We start from the raw sequence: 20,951 nt of genomic DNA, 5'->3' as shown, positions 1-20,951 counted from the left end.
TGGAGAGTAGCCTTTATCATGGTGATATTTGCTACTCTCTTTTTTGTGTTTATTGGCAGATTTTTATACTTAGCGACAACTAAACAATTCCATGGGGAAGATATGATTGCCTATGCTGAGAAAAAGCGATGGGAGTCCCAGGAGACGCTTGGGGCAGAACGTGGTGAAATTTTTGACCGTCTCGGTTCTCCAATCGCCATTAATGTTCCGTCGTATCACCTGATTGGTATTTACCGACTAGGTGGCGTCAAAGATCCGGATGAGACGATCGTCGACTTCAAAAAGACGGCTGAAGGTCTTGCACCGATACTTGGAATGACGACGAAAGAACTGGAAACCTATTTGATTGAGAACAAAGAACGTTCGCAAATCGAATTCGGAAAAAAGGGAAATGACTTAACACTCGATCAAAAAGAGAAGATCGACAAGTTAAAACTCCCTGGAATCCGGATGATCGAAGAGCCAAAACGATACTATCCGAACGGTATCTTCTTGTCCGATACACTCGGATTCGTCCAAAAGATCACCGAGGAAAATGGTCGTGTCGCGTTACAGGGACAAATGGGGATCGAAAAACAGTATGATAATGCTTTGAGTGAGTCTTACGGTGCACGCGTCTTCGAGAAAGACCGGAGTGGTAATCCGTTGATCCAAGGTTCTTCACGTGTCTCGAATGAACCAAAGGACGGATCGAATCTGTACTTGACAATCGATCATCGCATTCAACAGTCGCTTGAGAAACAGATGCAAAAAATGTACAACACGTATAAGCCGAAAAACGCAACGGGTATCGTCATGGATGCGAAGACTGGTGAAATCCTTGCCATGGCGGATCGGCCATCGTTCAACCCGAATTTACGTGACATGAAAGATTTTACGAACTTCGCCGTATCCTCACGATTCGAACCGGGTTCAACGATGAAGATTTTTACGCTCGCAGCAGCGATTGATGCGGGAGTCTTCCGTCCGAACGAGAAGTATAAATCGGGTAGCTATAATTACAAAGGAACGGTCATCAAGGATTACAATGATGTTGGTTGGGGCACAATTCCGATGATCGAGGGCGTCTATCACTCCTCGAACGTCATGTTCTCGAAGTTGACAGCAGAAAAACTTGGGATCGAACGGTATAAAGAATACTTTAAGAAGTTTCATTTTGACCAACGAACGGGTATAGACATCTCGGGAGAAGTAAACAGTCAGTCTGATTTGTCAAAACCGCTGAATGCGCTCATCACTTCATGGGGACAATCGACTGCAGTCACACCAATGCAATTACTCCAAGGGGCAACAGCAATTGCTGGTGACGGTGAAATGGTCAAACCGCATATCATCCAAAAAGCTGATCATACGGATAAAGCACCTTACCGAGCGAAAACAGAAGTCGTCGGTAAGCCAATTTCGGCAGAGGCGGCCAAAGCGACGCGGGATGCACTGGACGGTGTCGTCAACAGTAAAATCGGAACGGGTCAAATGTACAAGTTGAAAGACTACCGTGTCATCGGTAAGACCGGTACAGCTCAAATTTCTGAGAATGGAAAGTACATTCAAGGAAAATTCATTCACTCGTTCATCGGCATGGCACCAAAAGATGATCCGGAATTGATCATGTACATCGCGGTCGATCGTCCGTCAAAAAATGAATCATCGGTTTCAGGACCACTCATCATGAGTCCGGTGTTCAAAAGTGTCATGAATACAGCATTACAGTACCGGAGCATTCAACCGGAAACGCAAAAAGATTCGGTGGATGTCAAAGCGAAGATTACGCCGAGCTATATCAAGAAGAGCGCTCGACAAGCAACGGATTTGGCGAAAGAACAAGAAGCTGTTCCAATCATCCTTGGGGATGGAGCGGAGGTCGTTTCGCAGATTCCGTCTCGTGGTCAAGAATTCGTCAGTGGAGAACGTGTCTTGCTGAAGACGGCGAACACATTTAAGATGCCGAATCTGACGGGGTGGTCGCAGCGAGACGTCAAAAAGCTCGTCAGCTTATATGACTTGAAGCTCGATGTCATCGGTAAAGGTTTTGTAACCAAACAATCAGCTCGAACTGGTACACTAGTGAAGGAAAATGGAAAGTTGACGGTCGAACTAGCTGAACCTAAAGAATAACGGTGGGGCAAGTTTCCTGATTTCTACAGGAAGACGAGGACGAACAGGAGTCATTCGTTGACTTTTGCATTCGTCCTCTTTTGCTGTCATCGAATGGAGGTATATATCATGTTAACAATTACGCAAATTGCTGAGTGGCTGCATCTTGATGTCAGAGACGACCGGGTCGTCCGCCACTTCGCAACGGATTCACGCGCACATCTTGAAGATGGTCTCTATGTTCCGATTCAAGGAGCACGCGTCGATGGTCATCGCTTCCTGGAAGGCGCAAAAAATCAAGGAGCGATCGTCACCTTATGGAAGAGAGGGATTGATCGACCGGACATCGATGTCGTTTTCTTAGAAGTCGATGAACCACTGGTTGCCTTGCAAGAGATCGCTAAACAATACTTAATGCGGATTGCGCCAAAAATCGTTGCCATCACTGGATCGAATGGCAAGACATCGACGAAAGACATGGTCGAAAGTGTACTCAAGACAACGTTCAAGACACATAAGACACAAGGGAACTTCAATTCGGATATCGGGATGCCGTTAACGATTCTCATGATGCCGGCTGACACGGAAGTCGCCGTACTGGAAATGGGGATGAACGGTTTTGGCGATATCGAATTCTTATCGAATCTTGCTGAACCAGATATTGCGCTCGTCACGAACATCGGTGAATCCCATGCGGAGCAAGTCGGTGGACGTAGTGGAATCGCCAAAGCAAAGCTTGAGATTCGGTCTGGTCTTAAACCAGGAGGTCATCTGTTCGTTGATGGGGATGAACCACTTCTAGCAGAAGTCGAAGCGGAGAAAATCGGTTATCAGATTGGGAATACGTACCGGATCGAGACGACAGAAGCAACATTTTCCGGAACAGCCTTTGCTTACGATGGTACTGCCTTTCATCTGCCTGTGTTAGGAAAACACCAAGTCCGAAATGCAGCGTACGCGATTGCGACAGCGCGCGCGCTTGGCGTAACGGATGCCCGGATCCAAGAAGGATTCGACGCGGTTGAACTGACACCAATGCGGATGGAACGACTGCTCTTTGAGGAGACAGCGGTCATCAACGATGCGTATAACGCAAGTCCGACATCGATGAATGCAGCGATTGAGACAATCACTGCATTAGAAGGGTATACGACGCGCGTTCTCGTGCTCGGCGATATGTATGAACTAGGAGACCAGGAACGCTTGTTACATGCCTCGGTCGGAAAGCGGATTACGTTACCGGTCTCGCATGCTATTCTAGTAGGGGAGAAAGGCGCGTGGATTGCTGAAGGAATCAGCGACCCATCCGTCCAAATCCAATTTGCGGCAACTGTTGAGGATGCTGCTGAACAATTGCGTTCGCTGCTTGGAGAACGAACAATCGTTTTATTGAAAGCGTCACGTGGGATGGCGCTCGAACGGATATTGACCTATCTGAACGAAAACTAATTTTTGAAAAAGGGTGTCTGCTATGATCACATTATTCATCAGTCTTATTCTTGCATTTCTTGTTGTACTACTTGTTATGCCAAAGGCAATTCCGTTTCTACACCGATTGAAGTTCGGTCAGGAAATTCGGGAAGAAGGACCTCAATGGCATCAGGTCAAATCGGGAACGCCAACGATGGGCGGGATCGTCATTCTCGTCGCGATGATCGTCAGTGTTCTTGGAGCAATCGTCATGGGTGATTTATCAACGACACAGTTATCGTTACTCTTTTTAACACTTGCATATGGTGCGATTGGTTTCATCGATGACTACATCAAAGTCGTCAAGAAGCGTAATCTCGGCTTGAATTCGAAGCAAAAACTGATTGGGCAAATCGTCGTCGGATTGTTATTCGTTTGGTTGAGTGGTGGATTTACGAGTGACGCGACGTATCTGTCGATTCCATTCACAGACTTCAAACTTGATTTTGGTATCATCTATCCGTTCGTTGCCTTGTTCTGGTTAGTCGGATTCTCGAATGCTGTCAACTTGACAGACGGGTTAGACGGTCTCGTATCATTTACGGCGATTCCGACATTCCTCTTCTTCGGTTTGTACAGTTGGTTCATCGCGGATGAAGTGGGTGCTGCTTGTTTTGCCTTCTCAGCAGTTGGTGCCCTAATTGGATTCCTTTTATTCAATGCTCATCCAGCAAAAATCTTCATGGGCGATACAGGGTCCCTTGCACTCGGTGCCGCACTAGCAGGTCTATCGATTGTCCTAAAACTAGAACTTCTCCTTGTCTTGATCGGCATTGTCTTCGTTGTAGAGACACTATCTGTCATTCTACAAGTCATCTCATTTAAGACGACAGGGAAACGTATCTTTAAAATGAGTCCGATTCATCACCATTTTGAAATGGTTGGTTGGAGCGAATGGCGGATTGTCGGTACATTCGCAGGAATCAGCTGTTTGATGGCATTCATCGCCTACGTATTTATGTGATAAAAACGAAGAGAGAAAGTGAGCGATTCAACAATGGAACAACGACAATGGAATGATCAAAAGGTGCTCGTTCTCGGAACGGCGAAAAGTGGAATCGCAGCCGCTCGTTATTTAGCGAGCGTAGGTGCAGAAGTGACAGTGAATGACGGGAAAACACCGTCCGAGAGTGATCAAGCAGTGCTTGCATCACTCGATGTCCAAACGGTTTATGGTGGGCATCCGCTTACACTACTCGATGACATCGATTTGATCGTCAAGAATCCAGGGATTCCGTATCAGATCGAATTGTTACAAGAAGCATTACGACGCAACATTCCCGTTTGGACAGAGGTGGAACTGGCGTATCACGCAACAGATGCGACGTGGATTGCTATCACAGGATCAAACGGGAAAACGACGACGACGACACTCGTTCATGAATTGTTGAAAACAGGGTCTCGACGTGTGCATTTGGCAGGAAACATTGGATTCCCGGCAATTGAAATCGCACGTCAGGCGAAACGAGATGACATCATCGTCATTGAATTATCGAGTTTTCAATTGATGGGGATCGATCAGTTCCGACCATACACAGCAGCCTTTTTAAATCTATCACCGGCACATCTCGATTATCATGGTGATTTTGAATCATACGGAGAAGCAAAAGCTCGGATTTTCAAAAACATGACATCTTCGGATCGGCTTATCTTGAACGCTGATGATGCATCGGTCAACGAGCTCGGTAAGACAGCAAATGTGACGCCGCTCCTATTCTCACGTCGTCAATCTGCTTATGCAGAAATAGTGAATGATGTGTTGACGATCAATGGATCGAGTATTCTACCCGTCAAAGAACTTGCTCTCGGTGGTGGTCACAATGTTGAGAACGTCCTCGCGGCCTTAGCGCTCGTCGAACCATTCGACTTACCATTAGCGAATGTCCAGCATGTGCTACGGACATTCGGAGGAGTAGAGCACCGGACACAGTTCGTCGGTGAAATTGCTGGTCGAAAAGTTTATAACGATTCGAAAGCGACGAATAACGTCGCGACAGAAGCAGCCCTATCTGGATTCACGACAAACATCATCTGGTTATGTGGTGGGCTCGAGCGTGGAGCGGATTTGACACCGCTACTCGATGCGATGAAGCACGTCAAACATGTCATCGGACTGGGAGAAACCGGACATCGCTTCGGAACGCTTGCATCTGAAAACGGCTATTCATCAACGGTCGTCAAGACGATGGATGAAGCCGTGAAAGTAGCGTTTGAAGTATCACAACCTGGAGACATCATTCTTTTATCACCAGCATCCGCAAGTTGGGATCAGTATAAGACATATGAAGAGCGCGGCGATCATTTCGTTCGTGCCGTACATGAAGTAGGGGGAACAACAGTATGAAAATCGTCGTCTCTGGTGGCGGTACAGGTGGTCACATCTATCCGGCACTTGCCATGATCCGAGAGCTCGAAGAACGCATGCCGTGTGAGGTCCTCTATATCGGAACAGAAAACGGTCTCGAAGCGGATATCGTCCGTCGGGCAGGAATTCCATTTGAATCGATTGAGATCTCTGGCATCCGTCGTTCGTTGTCGTTCGAGAACGTCAAGACGGGTATCCGGTTCGTCAAGAGTGTCCGACGGGTTCGCCGACTACTGCGCCAGTTCCAACCGGATATTGTCGTCGGTACAGGTGGGTTCGTCTGTGGACCTGTTCTGTACACGGCAGCAAAAATGGGTTTTAAGACACTCGTTCATGAACAAAACAGTCTTCCCGGTATCACCAATAAATTTTTAGCGCGTTATGTGGACCGTGTCGCATTATCCTTCAAAGGATCCGGTCATCACTTCGGTAAAAACGAAACAAAGACGGTTCTGATCGGAAACCCACGCGCTTCTGAAGTAGCGGAGTTACAAATCAACCCAACGGAAGAGCGTCAACGTTTCGGTTTCGAGGAAGGGCGTCCACTCGTCGTCATCTATGGTGGTAGTCGTGGTGCGCCTGCCATCAATGAAGCAGTCGTCGACATGATGCCGAAAGTTGAACAAGCCGGATGGTCGCTCCTCTTCGTTACGGGTCAGATTCATTACGATACGATTGTTTCACGCGTTGGCTCAGTACCTGAACGCATTCAACTGCGTCCATTTGTATATGATTTACCGAACATCCTAAAAGCAAGTCAACTTGTCATTTCGCGTTCGGGAGCAAGTACATTAGCAGAACTGACGACGCTTGGGTTACCGAGTGTCCTCATTCCAAGTCCTTACGTGACGGAAAACCATCAAGAAGTCAATGCCTCATCGCTCGTCGAGACAGGTGCGAGTCTATTGATTCGTGAACAAGAACTGACAGGTGAACGGTTATTTGATGCATGTGAAAAAGCATTGGCGCAACAACAAAAGATGTCTGAAGCAGCACTTGCGCTTGGTATGCCGAATGCATCACGAGACTTAGTTGATGAATTGTTACGACTAACAGGACAAAAAAACTAAACTATTGCAGGAAAAGACCGATAGGGAAATGAACTGTTACGTATAGAGGAGGAATGAGACGTGAGGGAACGGAGAGCGGTCGGACGACCGCAAGAGGACAAGAACGTCCGCAGTCTCGAGGATAAGATACCTTATATCCGTGAACAACGTCGCAAAAAAGCTAACCGAAGACTCATTTATGTCCTGATTTTGATTGGTCTATTGGTCGGTGTCGTCTTTTATCTGCAGTCAAGCTATTCCCGGGTCGCTCGATTTGATGTTGATGGTAACGTCAATGTGAAATCAGAGGATATTTTGCAAGCATCCGGGATCAAGGTGAAAGAGACACATGCCTTTAATGTGTCAGAGGAAGACGTTCTTGAACGGATTGAGAAGGTCCCAGGTATTCAAGAAGCAACGATGCAAAAGCAATTTTTGCACCAATATCGCGTGACGGTGACGGAAGAGAAAGAGATTGCCTATGCGAAAGATAAACCGGGAGACCGGATCGTCCTTGCGGATGGAACGATCATTCCCGGTAAGTCGAAGGAAGAATTGTTTGACGCTCCGATCCTGACTGGCTTCACCGATCAATCTCTAAATCGATTGACGAAGGAGCTTGTTAAAATCGAGCCGAAAGTACGGAGCCGGATATCCGAGATCGTCGCTAATGATAAGACTGACAAAGGTGGCCTGAAGTTATTCATGACGGATGGGAATACGGTTTTGCTCAGTACTTCTGCCTTTTCTAATTCATTGAATGAATATGTAAAGGTCATTTCTGCCTTACCAAAAGGAAAGACAGGAACAATTACAATTGATGGTGGTATCTATTTCAAACCATATAAAGGGAAAAAATAGAAGATTCGTAAAGGGCTGACGAACAAAAAAACAAACATGTGTTTTCATTCGTCGACCTTTATTTGAATCGTCATCAAATCGTAATCTATTAGGACGCTAAGACGGGCAATAACTTCTTTTCGTAAGTATTTATATAGTGTAGACTTAAACGAGAAGAAGCCTGATCTATTCCTAGAATATAATTAGGAATAAAAAGGATTAGTATTATGAAAGTGGAGGTGTCACTCCCATGGAAACGAAAGGTACGATTGCCGCACTCGACATTGGGACATCGGAGGTGAAGCTCATCGTCGGTGAACTACTTGGTGGAACGCTGAACGTTCTTGCTGAAGGTTCTGCACCATCCGCGGGTGTTAAACGAGGTGTCATCGTTGACATCGATCAAACGGTACATGCCATTAAACAAGCGGTCACAGAAGTGGAACGTACACTTGGTGAACCAATTGGTGAAGTATATGTCGCTATTTCGGGCGAGCACATTCAAGTCAAGGATTGCCAGGGGATGACGTCAATCAAAGGTGAGGACAATGAAATCACGGATGATGATGTGAAAGATGTCTTGCATTCTGCGATGGTCATGCGAATTCCAAATGAACTCAGTGTAGTTGATGTCTTGCCGAAGACGTTTACGGTTGATCAGCAAACAGAAATCACTGATCCAAGAGGAATGATTGGTTATCGTCTCGAAGTAACAGGGAAGCTCATCATCGGAGCGAAGACGATCCTACATAGCATTAAACGTTCCATTGAACGGGCTGGTTTAGAGCTTGCTGGATATGTGCTGGAGAGTTTAGCGGTATCTAGAATCGCAGCATCGATTGATGAACTAGAACTCGGTGTTGGGATCATCGATATCGGACATGAGACGACGACGCTTTCCATCTATGAAAAGAACGATCTCGTCTACTCGACGACGTTGCCTTACGGTGGAGATCATCTGACACGTGATTTGACGTACAAGATGAACTGCAAATACCAAGATGCGAAACTCGCTAAAGAAGAATACGGCGTTGCACTCGAAGCACTCGGTGATCCGGAGGAGAAAGTCTCATACGTCACGATCAACGGGGAACATCGTTTCGAACCACAATCAGAGATCGGATTCGTTTTAGAAGCGCGACTTGAGGAAATCTTCGAGATGATTCAAAAACGAATGACGCAAGCGGGATACGCTCACATGAATAGCGGCTTGATCTTATGTGGTGGAAGTTCTTCACTACCTGGCATCGATCAGCTCGGAAAACGGATTTTCAAGCAGAGCGTCAATGTTTATCAGCCTGCTAGTCTTGGTATTCGTCATCCGAAGTATGCCGTTGCAGCTGGTATGTTACGTTATGTACTCTCAAGAAGCGCCGTATCGAAATCAGGTTTCGACCGGGCAGAAGAGAAAGAAGTCGTAGCATCCGGACGTGAGCAGGATGCACTGCTCATGAACGAACAGGCATCACCTGCTCGTGAAGAACGACCAACGCGTGAACAGCCTCCAAAAGAGAAAAAGTCATTCAGTAGTTTCTTTGAGAAATTCTTTGGTTAATGCCTACAAAAAAATCCAATGAGTAAAAAATATTAGGGGGCCCTTTTTATGTTGCATTTTGATGAAATGATGGACCAAGTAGCAAAAATCAAGGTCATCGGTGTAGGCGGTGGCGGTTCGAACGCCGTCAACCGAATGATTGAACACGGTGTCCAAGGCGTAGAGTTCATCGCTGTAAACACAGACGCTCAGGCATTGAACATGTCACAAGCTGACGTGAAATTACAACTCGGCGCAAAATTGACACGTGGTCTCGGTGCGGGTGCAAATCCGGAAATCGGTAAAAAAGCGGCTGAAGAGAGCCGTGAACAATTAACAGAAATCCTTTCAGGAGCTGACATGGTCTTCGTCACAGCCGGTATGGGTGGCGGAACTGGAACAGGAGCTGCTCCAGTCATCGCTGAGATTTCAAAAGAAATCGGCGCATTGACAGTCGGTGTCGTGACAAAGCCATTCATGTTCGAAGGACGTAAACGGATGCAACATGCTGTTTCTGGTGTCCAGAACTTCAAAGAAAAAGTCGATACGTTGATCGTCATCCCGAATGATAAGTTGCTTGAAATCGTCGATCGGAACACACCGATGCTTGAAGCGTTCAAAGAAGCGGATAACGTCTTACGTCAAGGTGTACAGGGTATCACGGACTTGATTGCCGTTCCTGGTCTAATCAACCTCGACTTCGCCGATGTGAAGACGATCATGACTGAAAAAGGTTCTGCTTTGATGGGTGTTGGTGTCGCAACAGGTGAACATCGCGCGACGGAAGCCGCTAAAAAAGCGATTTCAAGTCCATTGCTTGAAACATCAATCGAAGGCGCGAAAGGTGTTCTAATGAACATCACGGGTAGTGCGAACCTCAGCTTGTATGAAGTAACGGAAGCCGCACAGATCGTTCAAAGTGCAGCAGATGAGGAAGTTAACTTGATCTTCGGTTCGGTCATCAATGATAACCTAGAAGATGAAATCATCGTCACAGTCATCGCGACAGAATTCGAAAACGAACCACTCGACTTCGAAATTCCATCCGCACAAGAGATGATGAAAAACCTATTGAAGAAAAAACAAGCGACTCCACCACCAACAGAGGAGTCTAAACCACAAGTCGAAGAGACGCCTGTCAGCTCAAATCCTGAACCAGCTAAAGCGCCAGATGTCGAAGAAACGATGGACATCCCATCTTTCCTTCGCCGGAATAATCGTTGATCGATGTTCCAGTGACACGACTGCTAAACCAAGAGGTGTCGCGAAAGCGGCGCCTCTTTTTTTAAAATCGAAGGAGGCATCAACATGTTTGGACAATGGATCAAATGGGATACACCAACAGGTACCGTACGTGCCGCCTTTACGACGAAGTTTGCAGCACCACATGGAAACGGTAACTTAGGATTACATGTCAACGATGATCGTGACGGCGTCATCCAGAACCGACAAGTCATTGCTCGACAGCTTGATCTATCTCTTGAGAACTCAATTTGGGCGCAGCAAATCCATGGGAATCACGTTGAACAGGTGACGACACTTGACTCCGGACGCGGCGCTCTGGATTACGAAACAGCGATTCCGGGTACAGATGGATTGGTGACGACCGATTCGAATGTCTTACTGATGATGCTCTTCGCTGATTGTGTTCCGCTTGTCTTCTGTGATCCGACGACAGGAATCATCGCGAATACGCACGCTGGATGGCGGGGGACTGTTGGCAATATCGTTGAAGAGACAGTCAAACAAATGGAGCGTGCAGGTGCGAGTCGCTCATCGATTCAGATGGTCATTGGTCCATCGATTCGTGATTGTTGTTACGAAGTCGATCAACCCGTCATCGATGCGATCGACGCACTTGAACTCGATGAGTCTCCTTACATACGCAAGGAAGATGGAAAAGCGATGTTATCGCTACAAAAAACAAATGCTGCGCTTGCTGAGCGTTGTGGAGTGGGTGATGTCCTTGACTCAGGTCTATGTACACATTGTCAGGCGGAAGATTACTTCTCTTATCGCCACGGCGACCACGGCGGTCGGTTCGCGAGTTTGATCGTAAAGGAGTCATTGGATGTCAATTCTTGAAAATGTACAAGAGGTTACACGACGGATAAAACAAGCGAGTGAAAAGAGTTCATCCAAAAAGCAGGTACAGTTGATTGGCGTGACGAAATCAGTCTCAAGTCAAGTTGCTTCTGAATTATTAGAGGCCGGTGTAACGCATCTTGGAGAAAATCGTCCGGATGGACTGCTCGAAAAACAAGCAGAACTTGGACGTACAGCCTGTACATGGCACTTCATCGGCACGTTACAGACGCGTAAAGTTCGTCAGATCATCGATGCCATTGATGTGCTGCATTCGCTCGATCGTCTTCATTTGGCAGAAGAGATCAATAAACGAACGAACCGAATCATTGATTGTTTCATTCAAGTCAATATCTCGGGAGAAGAATCGAAGCAAGGTATTGCACCGGAGGATGTACCGTCGTTCTTACACGAAATCGGTCAGTATCCCGCGATTCGTGTCATCGGACTGATGACGATGGCACCGTTGACGGAAGACACGACGCGTATACGTGAGGTATTCCGGTCATTAAAAACATTGCAAGAAGAGGTCAAGGCAAAAAAATTGTCGTATGCTCCATGTACAGAGTTATCCATGGGGATGTCATCGGATTTTGAGATTGCCATCGAAGAAGGGGCGACGTTCGTCCGAGTCGGGACGACGCTCGTTCACACCTAAACGAGAAGAAGGGAGAATGGATATGGGTTTCAAATCAAAAATGCAAAATCTATTTCTCGGCAACAGCGATGATTTAGATGAACTCGAATATGAAAATGATGCTACAATAAATAAAGGTAGAGGTGCTTCACAACAAGAGTACGAAGAGTATTACGAGGAATCTACCCCAAGTGTTACTCAAAAGGAGGACAGCGTGAGACAATCGAATATCGTGCCGCTACATGCGACGAAAAAAACGAAATCGCAGGTCATCTTGAGTGAACCACGTGTCTTTAACGAAGCCCAAGAGATTGGTGAACATCTTCGTCAGAACCGTGCTGTCATCGTCAATATGCAACGTATGTCAAAAGATCAATCACGACAGATGATCAACTTCTTATCTGGTGTCGTTTTCGCTCTCGATGGAACGATCACGACGATCAGTCAGAATACCCTCCTCTGTGTTCCAAACAATGTCGAGTTGGCTGGTAGCATCTCGAATCTTCTAGGAGAAGATGATATTAATCATAAGGGGTGGTAAGTATGGATTCACAAGTGATGTACGCGATTGGTCGTACATTAAGTACGTTATTACAATATTATAGTTATGTCATGATTGTGTACATTCTGCTATCTTGGTTCCCGAATGCCCGTGATTCGAAATTCGGACAAGTGCTCGCGATGTTGGTCGAGCCATTCCTAGCACCCTTCCGTCGTATTATCCCGCCTATCGGAGGCATGCTAGATATCTCGCCGATTGTTGCCTTTCTCGTCTTGAACTTGGCACAATCCGGTATCCGAGCTATCTTCTTCGTATGAGTGTATATGATCATTATCGTGGAAGCGAGCGGGAATTCGTCGATTCGGTCTTGAACTGGATTGATCACGTGGAAGCGACGTATACGTTTAAATTAACGGATTTTCTAGACCCTCGTGAACAGCAAATCACACAAGAACTCGTCGGTTCGAAATGCGTCCTCTTTTTTGAGGGCGGTTTCGAAGGCGCCGAACGTAAACGAGCAATCCTCGCACCAGACTATTATGAATACAACGCGGATGACTTTGACATTTCCATTTATCGCATTCATTATCCTACTAAATTCGTTGAACTATCTCATCGTCAAGTCACCGGTACATTATTGAACGTCGGATTGAAACGTGCCAAGTTCGGCGACGTCATCATCCAGGATCAAGTGCAATTTGCTGTCGCGGACGAAGTTGCGACATATATCGAAGCAAACGTCGAACGCGCAGGTAAGACGAAGATTCGTCTTTCGCGCGTAGACGCAGAAGATCGCTTGAAAGTGAAGGAACAAGAGTGGGAAGAGACGCTCGGGTTCGTCAGCTCACTTCGGTTCGATACGGTCGTCAGTGAAATTCTCGGCTTCTCCCGTCAAAAGGCACAGACGCTCATTAAACAGGGTGAAAGTAAAGTGAATTATAAGGTAGTCGATGACGTGAGTTTCATGCTTGAAGAAGGGGATCTGCTTTCCTTACGTGGAACGGGACGCGTTAAACTGATTGCGATTCTCGGATCAACGAAACGGGATCGAATCAAACTACAATACGGTATTTTAAAAGGATAAAAAAATGCGGAGGAGGAATTCATCATGCCATTAACGCCACTCGATATTCATAATAAGGAGTTCACACGAAAGTTTCGCGGCTATGACGAGGATGAAGTGAACGAATTCCTAGATCAGGTCATCAAGGATTTTGAGTTGTTGTTACGTGAGAACCGTCAACAACAGGAAGTCATCCAAAACATGCAAGCGCGTGTCGATTACTTTAGTTCGATGGAAGAAACATTAAATAAATCGATTATTGTCGCACAGGAAGCGGCAGAAGAAGTGAAAGCGAATGCTTCAAAAGAAGCAAGCTTGATCTTGAAACAGGCAGAACGCGAAGCAGAGCAATTGCAAGATGCGGCACAACGCCGGGCACAACGGACGGACTTCGAAGTGGAACAGATGCGTAAGAAAATCGAGCTCTATCGCAATCGCTTCAAAGTGTTGATCGATGCTCAAATGGAATTATTGACGAGCCACGACTGGGATGCATTTGATTTCTCTTCTCGTGGAGCGCTTGACGATGTTCCAGCAGTTGCGTATAATGACGACGATGTCGTATAAATAAAATCAATGATAAGGACACGTCGCATCTTGGACAGTTGACAGCGAATCGGGAAATGGTGGAAGCCCGAGCAACGAAAGAGATGGGATATCCCCTTAGAGTGTATGACTGAACGTTCTCCGAACAGTAAGTCATGCCGGTTCACTCCCGTTAGCGAGTTCTTAAGCGGTCCTGCGTCGTCGAACAGACGAGCAGGATTAGTAGGGTGGTACCGCGAGTTCAGCCAAGCTCGTCCCTATCTCAGGGATGAGCTTGGCTTTTTTTGTACTTTTAAAGCGAAAGGTGAGAGATGGTCAGATGGATTACAAAGAAACCTTATTGATGATGAAAACGGAGTTTTTAATGCGAGGCAACTTGCCAAAACGTGAGCCGGATATGCAAGCACGATGGGAAGAGATGAATCTCTATGCTGCGGTCCAAGGAAAGAATGCTGGAAAACCGACGTTCATTCTTCACGATGGTCCTCCTTATGCGAACGGTGACATCCACATGGGTCACGGATTAAACAAAGTCTTAAAAGACATCATCGTCCGTTACAAATCGATGAATGGCTTCCAGTCCCCTTACGTACCAGGTTGGGACACACATGGCTTGCCTATCGAGACAGCACTTCAAAAAGCAGGTGTTGACCGCAAATCGATGACGGTCGCGGAATTCCGTGAGTTATGTGCGAAATATGCGCTCGAACAAGTCGATCACCAACGTGATCAATTCAAACGTCTCGGTGTTCTCGGTGACTATGACAATCCATATATCACGCTTCAACCAGAATTTGAAGCAGCTCAAATTCGTTTGTTCGGGGATATGGCGAACAAAGGCTATATCTATAAAGGGAAAAAGCCGGTCTATTGGTCACCGTCTTCTGAATCAGCACTAGCTGAAGCAGAAATCGAATATCAAGACAAACGGTCAGCTGCGATCTATGTCGCATTCCAAGTCATGGATGGAAAAAACATCCTTGAGCCGACGGATCATTTCGTCATCTGGACGACCACTCCATGGACGATCCCAGCGAACCTTGGAATCTCTGTCAGTGCGGAATTGACGTATGCGCGGATCGAGTATCAAGGAAAAGGATATATCGTAGCGGAAACACTTGTTCCAGAAGTCATCGAAGCGCTCGGATGGGAAGACGCGACAATTGGACGTGTCTTCAACGGTGCGGACTTCGAGTACGTGAAAGCGAAACATCCGCTTTATGACCGTGAATCACTCGTCATGCTTGGCGACCACGTTACAGCTGAAGCGACGGGTGTCGTTCATACAGCTCCAGGACACGGGGAAGATGACTTCCGTATTGGTCAAGCATACGGGCTTGACGTTCTCTGCCCAGTTGACGATAAAGGTGTCATGACGGCAGAAGCTCCTGGATTCGAAGGCATGTTCTATGAAGATGCGAACAAAGAAATCGGTCTCGCACTCGAAGAAGCAGGCGCTCTCTTAAAACTGTCATTCATCAAACACTCGTATCCACACGACTGGCGGACGAAAAAACCGGTCATCTTCCGGGCAACGCCACAGTGGTTCGCTTCAATCAAAGACTTCCGTGCGGAAATCCTTGATGAGATCAAAGGCGTCCAGTGGGTACCAGAGTGGGGTGAAACACGTCTCCACAACATGTTCAAAGACCGCGGCGACTGGGTCATCTCCCGTCAACGTGCTTGGGGCGTTCCACTTCCAATCTTCTACGCTGAAGATGGAACGGAAATCGTCACACCAGAAACGATTGATCATATCGCGAATCTATTTGCAACTCACGGATCAAATGTCTGGTATGAGCGCGAAGCAGTCGACTTGCTTCCTGAAGGATTCACACATCCAGCAAGTCCGAACGGTATCTTCAAAAAAGAAACGGACATCATGGATGTCTGGTTCGATTCTGGTTCATCACATGCCGGTGTCCTTGCGACACGTCCTGAATTGACACGTCCAGCGGATCTCTATCTTGAAGGTTCTGACCAATACCGTGGTTGGTTTAACTCGTCGCTATCGACAGCCGTCGCAACGACTGGGAAAGCACCATACAAAGCGGTCGTCAGTCACGGATTCGTTCTGGATGGTCAAGGTCGCAAGATGTCGAAATCGATTGGTAACACGATTGCACCAATCCAAGTCATGCAACAATTCGGAGCAGAGATCCTTCGTTTGTGGGTGGCATCTGTCGATTATCAAGCTGATGTTCGGGCATCGATGGATAACTTCAAACAAGTCTCAGAATCATATCGTAAAATCCGGAACACGGTTCGTTTCCTTCTCGGAAACTTGGATCAATTCGATCCTGCGACGCACCGAGTCGCATTTGAAGACTTACCAGAGTCAGACCGTTTCATGCGTACGAAACTGGACCAACTTGTTGGAAAAGTAAAAGCGGCTTATGATGCGTACGACTTCATGTCGGTCTATCAATTGCTCCACAACTTCTGTGTCCTTGATTTGTCGTCGTTCTACCTCGATTACACGAAAGATATCCTGTATATCGAAAAAGCAGACGCGACATCGCGTCGTGCGGTTCAGACGGTCATGTATGATACAGTCGTCGCCTTGTTGCAATTGATGGCACCTGTCTTGCCACACACGGCAGACGAAGCATGGGAATTCGTACCAGCTGTTGAGACGAAGAGCATCTTCTTGACGGACCTTCCAGAAACGGTCGAAGTCTCAGAAGAAGGACTTGCTCTCATCGAGAAATGGAACGCGTTCCTGACATTCCGTGATGATGTCTTAAAAGCACTCGAGGAAGCACGCGTCGAGAAACTCGTCGGTAAGACACTCGAAGCAAAACTCTTGCTTGCACCGAAGGAAGAAACAAAAGCATTGCTTAAAACGATTGATCATCTTGAGCAGTTGCTCCAAGTCTCACAACTCGAATTCGTGGATACAACGAATAAGATGTATGAGACGACTGGTATTACAGTTCAAAAAGCTGACGGTGAAAAATGTGAACGTTGTTGGACATATTCGACAGAACTCGGACAAGATCCGGCTCATCCGACGCTTTGCCCACGTTGTACTGAAGTCGTCAATTCTTTATAATGATACAAAGGGAGGGGCGACTGCGACTTCGCAGGACGTCCCTCATTATTTTTGGATGCGGAGGACAATAGGATGTGGCTTTACTTAGGGATTGCTGCTTTACTCGTTGGAATCGACCAGTTGACGAAATGGATCGTCGTTCAAAATATGACGATCGGTCAAGCGATCACAGTCATTCCGGATTTCTTTTATCTCAACTCGTATCGGAACCGTGGCGCCGCATGGGGAATGCTCGAAGGTAAATTCGGTTTCTTCTTCTTCGTCACGATTATCGTCGTCATTGGATTGATTTACTTCCTCTACAAGGAAGGCACGAAAAATAAGGTATTTGCTTGGAGTATCTCGCTACTACTTAGTGGTGCGATCGGAAATTTCATTGATCGAATGGTTCGAGGAGAAGTCGTTGATTTCTTCCACTTCTTCCCGTTCGGCTATAATTTCCCGATCTTTAATGTCGCAGACGTCTGTTTGACGTTTGGTGTCATCACGATGCTGATTAGCGTCATGTTCGAAGAACGGTTGACTAAGAAAGGAACGATGGATAAATGAATGAAGTAGAAACATGGTCCGTACAAGCGGATGGAGCGACAGGGCGCATTGATAAGTGGCTCGCAGAACAAAATGAATGGTCGCGTTCGCAAGTACAGGAATGGTTGAAAGCGGGACGCGTCGAAGTCGATGGTCGTGTCGTTAAACCAAACTATAAATTATCGGGAACAGAATCGATTGCCGTTCATATCCCGGAAGCGGTAGAACTTGAGATTTTACCAGAAGATATCCCGCTTGAGGTCGTCTACGAGGACTCAGATGTCATTGTCGTCAACAAACCAAAAGGAATGGTCGTCCACCCAGCGGCAGGTCATGTCTCAGGGACCCTCGTCAATGCCTTATTACATCATTGTCAAGATCTCTCGGGCATTAATGGTGTCAAACGTCCAGGAATCGTTCACCGAATCGATAAGGACACGTCTGGTCTGTTGATGGTTGCTAAGAACGACTTAGCGCATGAATCACTCGCGCATCAGTTGAAAGAGAAAACGACGGAACGTCTCTACATTGCGCTCGTACACGGTGAGATTCCGCACGAGCTCGGAACGATTGAAGCACCGATCGGACGCGATAAGAACGATCGTCAACGGATGACGGTAACGGATAAGAATTCAAAAACTGCCGTAACCCATTTCCGTGTTCTCGATCGGTACGAAGGGTTTACAGTCGTGGAATGTAAACTCGAAACAGGGCGGACACACCAAATCCGTGTCCACATGCGTTATATCGGTTTCCCGCTTGCCGGTGACCCGAAATATGGTCCACGTAAGACGATGAAAATGAATGGTCAAGCCTTGCATGCTGCGGTTCTCGGCTTCGAACATCCACGGACAGGCGAATGGATGCGTTTTGAAGCACCACTCCCAGAAGAGATGACATTCGAGATTGGTCAACTGAAAAAACTTGAATTAGAGTCTTGACGTTTTTCTAATAAAACGGTAGAGTATCACCTAGAGAGCGATGCGAGACATCCTCTACTGACACTTCGGTCGTCCGAGCGACGATCCTACCAAACTAGTATCACCTTTAATCGAGTCCGGAGAGGCTGCGAAAGGGAGAACCTACCACAAACGTGCGTAGGCATGCATACAAGATGTATGCCATGATTCTGTCTTCGATGACCTTCTGCGGATTTCCGCAGAAGGTCTTTTGTATGAAAGGAGAAACTATGAAACCAGCCGTCATCTTAGATGAAGCCGCGATTGGACGCGCACTGACACGGATCGCCCATGAAATCATCGAACGTAACAAAGGTATTGCTGATTTAATGATCGTCGGAATCAAGACGCGTGGTGAGACACTCGCGCGCCGCCTTGCGAAGCGGATCGAACAGATCGAAGGAAAGCCGGTCTTACTCGGTGTCGTCGACATCTCAATGTACCGAGATGACTTGTCAAAGCGAAGTTTAGAACCAGAAATAAAAGGATCTGATCTACCGGAAGACATTACCGGAAAAATCGTCGTCCTCGTTGACGATGTCCTCTACACAGGACGCACCGTCCGTGCCGCGATGGACGCACTCGTCGACCACGGAAGACCGAGTATGATTCAACTCGCTGTCCTCGTCGATCGTGGGCATCGAGAGTTACCGATCCGTCCAGATTTCATCGGCAAGAACGTTCCGACGTCACGTGACGAGCAAGTCGTCGTCGCGCTCGCTGAAGTCGACGAAGCCGATCAAGTATTCATTAAACGCTAAAAATCAAAACCTTTAAGGTGGTCCAGAGAGACCAGAAAGGGAGTCATCCATATGGCAAAACATGCCGCAGTACTTGATGTACAAGAAGTACCTACTCACCCTCTAAATTGGCTGATGCTCAGCCTACAACACGTCTTCGCGATGTTTGGTGCGACCGTGCTCGTCCCACTCTTAACGGGACTCAACACATCGGTTGCACTCGTCGCAAGCGGAGTCGGCACACTGATTTTCCTCGCCGTCACTCGCTTCAAAGTACCCACATATCTTGGTTCTAGTTTTGCCTACATCGCCCCGATCATCGCCGTCAGTGAACGGTGGGGTGTCGAGGACGCCTTAATCGGCGGAATGGTCGCTGGACTCGTCTACGGACTTGTCTCACTTCTCATCCGTTACACGGGGGCTGCTTGGTTGCTTCGCTTACTCCCGCCTGTTGTCATCGGTCCGGTCATCATGGTTATCGGGTTATCGCTTGCCCCGACCGCTGTCAACATGGCGATGAACGGAGCGGACGGTAAGTACAACGGACTTTACTTCCTCGTCGCGATGGTCACGCTCGGGGTCACACTTCTCGCAATGACGTATTTAAAAGGAATGTGGAGCACGATTCCGATCCTGTTCGGAATCACGGTCGGTTATCTCGTTGCGGCATCGGTCGGAATCATTGACTTCAAACCACTTCAACAAGCAACGTTCTTCCACGTGCCGGACTTCACGATTCCGTTCTTGAATTACACACCATCATGGAATACAGCTGCCTTGCTTCTGATCGTTCCCGTGACGCTCGTCACACTGACGGAGCACATCGGCGAACAAAAAGTGACATCACGGATCATCGGGCGCGAGACGCTCCTTGATCCAGGGATGCACCGGACAGTACTTGGCGACGGAATCGCGAAGACAGTCGCTTCGATGCTTGGTGGACCACCGGTTACGACGTACGGTGAGAACAACGGCGTCATGTCGATCACACGGGTCTACAGTGTCTTCGTTCTAGGTGGGGCAGCGGTTCTTGCTATCAGCTTCGGATTCCTCGGATATGTCGAAGGATTCATCAAGACGATTCCTACACCAGTCATGGGTGGCATCAGTATTCTCTTATTCGGAGTCATCGCGTCAAACGGTCTCCGGACACTGACGGAAAGTAAGATCGACCTTGCTGATAAACGGAACTTGACGATCACAGCTGTCATTCTTGTCACGGGAATCGGAGGGGCCGCCTTGAAAATCGGGAACTTCTCCCTCGAAGGTATGGCACTGGCGACGATTCTTGGGATCATCCTGAATCTGATCCTTCCGAAAACGACGGAACAGGTCGAAGAAACAGCTGAAACAACGGAAAACTCTACAACTCAATCTGTAGCGAACAACTTTTAAGACGTTCCGAGAGAACGATAAAGTGAAGGCCATGAAAAGATGCAGGGACTCCTCTGTCTTCTTTCGGCGCACCTTCACTTAGAAGGTGC

Annotated in this window: 19 protein-coding genes and 1 other annotated feature; all 19 genes read left to right on the top strand. The window is 47.2% G+C overall.

Going from position 1 to position 20,951, the window contains the following annotated elements; all coding sequences use genetic code 11:
- Positions 1-102 precede the first annotated feature (102 nt).
- The 19 genes from ACY2IG_RS11400 to ACY2IG_RS11310 all read left to right on the top strand — a co-directional run bounded on the left by ACY2IG_RS11400 (position 103) and on the right by ACY2IG_RS11310 (position 20,862).
- Positions 103-2,115, top strand: a complete 2,013-nt coding sequence (locus ACY2IG_RS11400; protein WP_231496838.1) for a penicillin-binding protein — start codon at positions 103-105, stop codon at positions 2,113-2,115.
- A gap of 108 nt (positions 2,116-2,223) precedes the next feature.
- Positions 2,224-3,543 (top strand): UDP-N-acetylmuramoyl-tripeptide--D-alanyl-D-alanine ligase, encoded by a 1,320-nt coding sequence (locus tag ACY2IG_RS11395; RefSeq protein ID WP_462617940.1) that lies wholly within the window; start codon positions 2,224-2,226, stop codon positions 3,541-3,543.
- Between the two features lie 22 nt (positions 3,544-3,565).
- Complete coding sequence (gene mraY / locus ACY2IG_RS11390; protein WP_035406797.1) at positions 3,566-4,528, top strand: phospho-N-acetylmuramoyl-pentapeptide-transferase; 963 nt, start codon at positions 3,566-3,568, stop codon at positions 4,526-4,528.
- A gap of 33 nt (positions 4,529-4,561) precedes the next feature.
- Positions 4,562-5,908, top strand: a complete 1,347-nt coding sequence (gene murD / locus ACY2IG_RS11385) for a UDP-N-acetylmuramoyl-L-alanine--D-glutamate ligase (RefSeq protein ID WP_290751545.1) — start codon at positions 4,562-4,564, stop codon at positions 5,906-5,908.
- Entirely contained in the window at positions 5,905-6,999 is a 1,095-nt protein-coding gene (gene murG, locus ACY2IG_RS11380) for an undecaprenyldiphospho-muramoylpentapeptide beta-N-acetylglucosaminyltransferase (protein ID WP_035406803.1), read from the top strand. Before murD ends, murG begins: the two co-directional genes overlap by 4 nt.
- Before the next feature lie 60 nt (positions 7,000-7,059).
- Positions 7,060-7,839 (top strand): cell division protein FtsQ/DivIB, encoded by a 780-nt coding sequence (locus ACY2IG_RS11375; protein WP_290751541.1) that lies wholly within the window; start codon positions 7,060-7,062, stop codon positions 7,837-7,839.
- Between the two features lie 229 nt (positions 7,840-8,068).
- Positions 8,069-9,373: a cell division protein FtsA gene (gene ftsA, locus ACY2IG_RS11370; RefSeq protein ID WP_035406809.1), complete on the top strand. Its 1,305-nt coding sequence runs from the start codon at positions 8,069-8,071 to the stop codon at positions 9,371-9,373.
- A gap of 48 nt (positions 9,374-9,421) precedes the next feature.
- Entirely contained in the window at positions 9,422-10,576 is a 1,155-nt protein-coding gene (gene ftsZ / locus ACY2IG_RS11365) for a cell division protein FtsZ (protein WP_029342137.1), read from the top strand.
- Between the two features lie 84 nt (positions 10,577-10,660).
- Positions 10,661-11,437: a peptidoglycan editing factor PgeF gene (gene pgeF / locus ACY2IG_RS11360; RefSeq protein WP_056062337.1), complete on the top strand. Its 777-nt coding sequence runs from the start codon at positions 10,661-10,663 to the stop codon at positions 11,435-11,437.
- Positions 11,424-12,095 carry a YggS family pyridoxal phosphate-dependent enzyme gene (locus ACY2IG_RS11355; protein WP_035406814.1) on the top strand — a complete coding sequence of 224 codons (672 nt, stop codon included), beginning with the start codon at positions 11,424-11,426 and terminating at the stop codon, positions 12,093-12,095. Before pgeF ends, ACY2IG_RS11355 begins: the two co-directional genes overlap by 14 nt.
- A 40-nt stretch (positions 12,096-12,135) precedes the next feature.
- Entirely contained in the window at positions 12,136-12,615 is a 480-nt protein-coding gene (locus tag ACY2IG_RS11350; protein WP_230088523.1) for a cell division protein SepF, read from the top strand.
- A gap of 2 nt (positions 12,616-12,617) precedes the next feature.
- The gene (locus tag ACY2IG_RS11345; protein WP_035406819.1) at positions 12,618-12,893 is read left to right on the top strand and encodes a YggT family protein; all 276 of its coding nucleotides are present in this window, start codon (positions 12,618-12,620) and stop codon (positions 12,891-12,893) included.
- Positions 12,890-13,660: a YlmH family RNA-binding protein gene (locus ACY2IG_RS11340; RefSeq protein WP_462617939.1), complete on the top strand. Its 771-nt coding sequence runs from the start codon at positions 12,890-12,892 to the stop codon at positions 13,658-13,660. Before ACY2IG_RS11345 ends, ACY2IG_RS11340 begins: the two co-directional genes overlap by 4 nt.
- A 24-nt stretch (positions 13,661-13,684) precedes the next feature.
- Positions 13,685-14,206 carry a DivIVA domain-containing protein gene (locus tag ACY2IG_RS11335; RefSeq protein ID WP_023468794.1) on the top strand — a complete coding sequence of 174 codons (522 nt, stop codon included), beginning with the start codon at positions 13,685-13,687 and terminating at the stop codon, positions 14,204-14,206.
- Positions 14,207-14,447 (top strand) — a binding site (T-box leader).
- 57 nt (positions 14,448-14,504) lie between these two features.
- Positions 14,505-17,240 carry an isoleucine--tRNA ligase gene (gene ileS, locus ACY2IG_RS11330; RefSeq protein WP_462617938.1) on the top strand — a complete coding sequence of 912 codons (2,736 nt, stop codon included), beginning with the start codon at positions 14,505-14,507 and terminating at the stop codon, positions 17,238-17,240.
- Between the two features lie 72 nt (positions 17,241-17,312).
- Positions 17,313-17,789: a signal peptidase II gene (gene lspA / locus ACY2IG_RS11325; RefSeq protein ID WP_056062334.1), complete on the top strand. Its 477-nt coding sequence runs from the start codon at positions 17,313-17,315 to the stop codon at positions 17,787-17,789.
- Entirely contained in the window at positions 17,786-18,709 is a 924-nt protein-coding gene (locus tag ACY2IG_RS11320; RefSeq protein ID WP_035406831.1) for an RluA family pseudouridine synthase, read from the top strand. Before lspA ends, ACY2IG_RS11320 begins: the two co-directional genes overlap by 4 nt.
- A gap of 248 nt (positions 18,710-18,957) precedes the next feature.
- Positions 18,958-19,488 carry a bifunctional pyr operon transcriptional regulator/uracil phosphoribosyltransferase PyrR gene (gene pyrR / locus ACY2IG_RS11315; RefSeq protein ID WP_035409506.1) on the top strand — a complete coding sequence of 177 codons (531 nt, stop codon included), beginning with the start codon at positions 18,958-18,960 and terminating at the stop codon, positions 19,486-19,488.
- A 51-nt stretch (positions 19,489-19,539) separates the two neighbouring features.
- The gene (locus tag ACY2IG_RS11310; RefSeq protein WP_056062331.1) at positions 19,540-20,862 is read left to right on the top strand and encodes a uracil-xanthine permease family protein; all 1,323 of its coding nucleotides are present in this window, start codon (positions 19,540-19,542) and stop codon (positions 20,860-20,862) included.
- Positions 20,863-20,951 lie beyond the last annotated feature (89 nt).

The organism is Exiguobacterium sp. EF_C8, from assembly GCF_054956715.1.
This window is presented reverse-complemented; position numbering and strand designations above follow the sequence as displayed.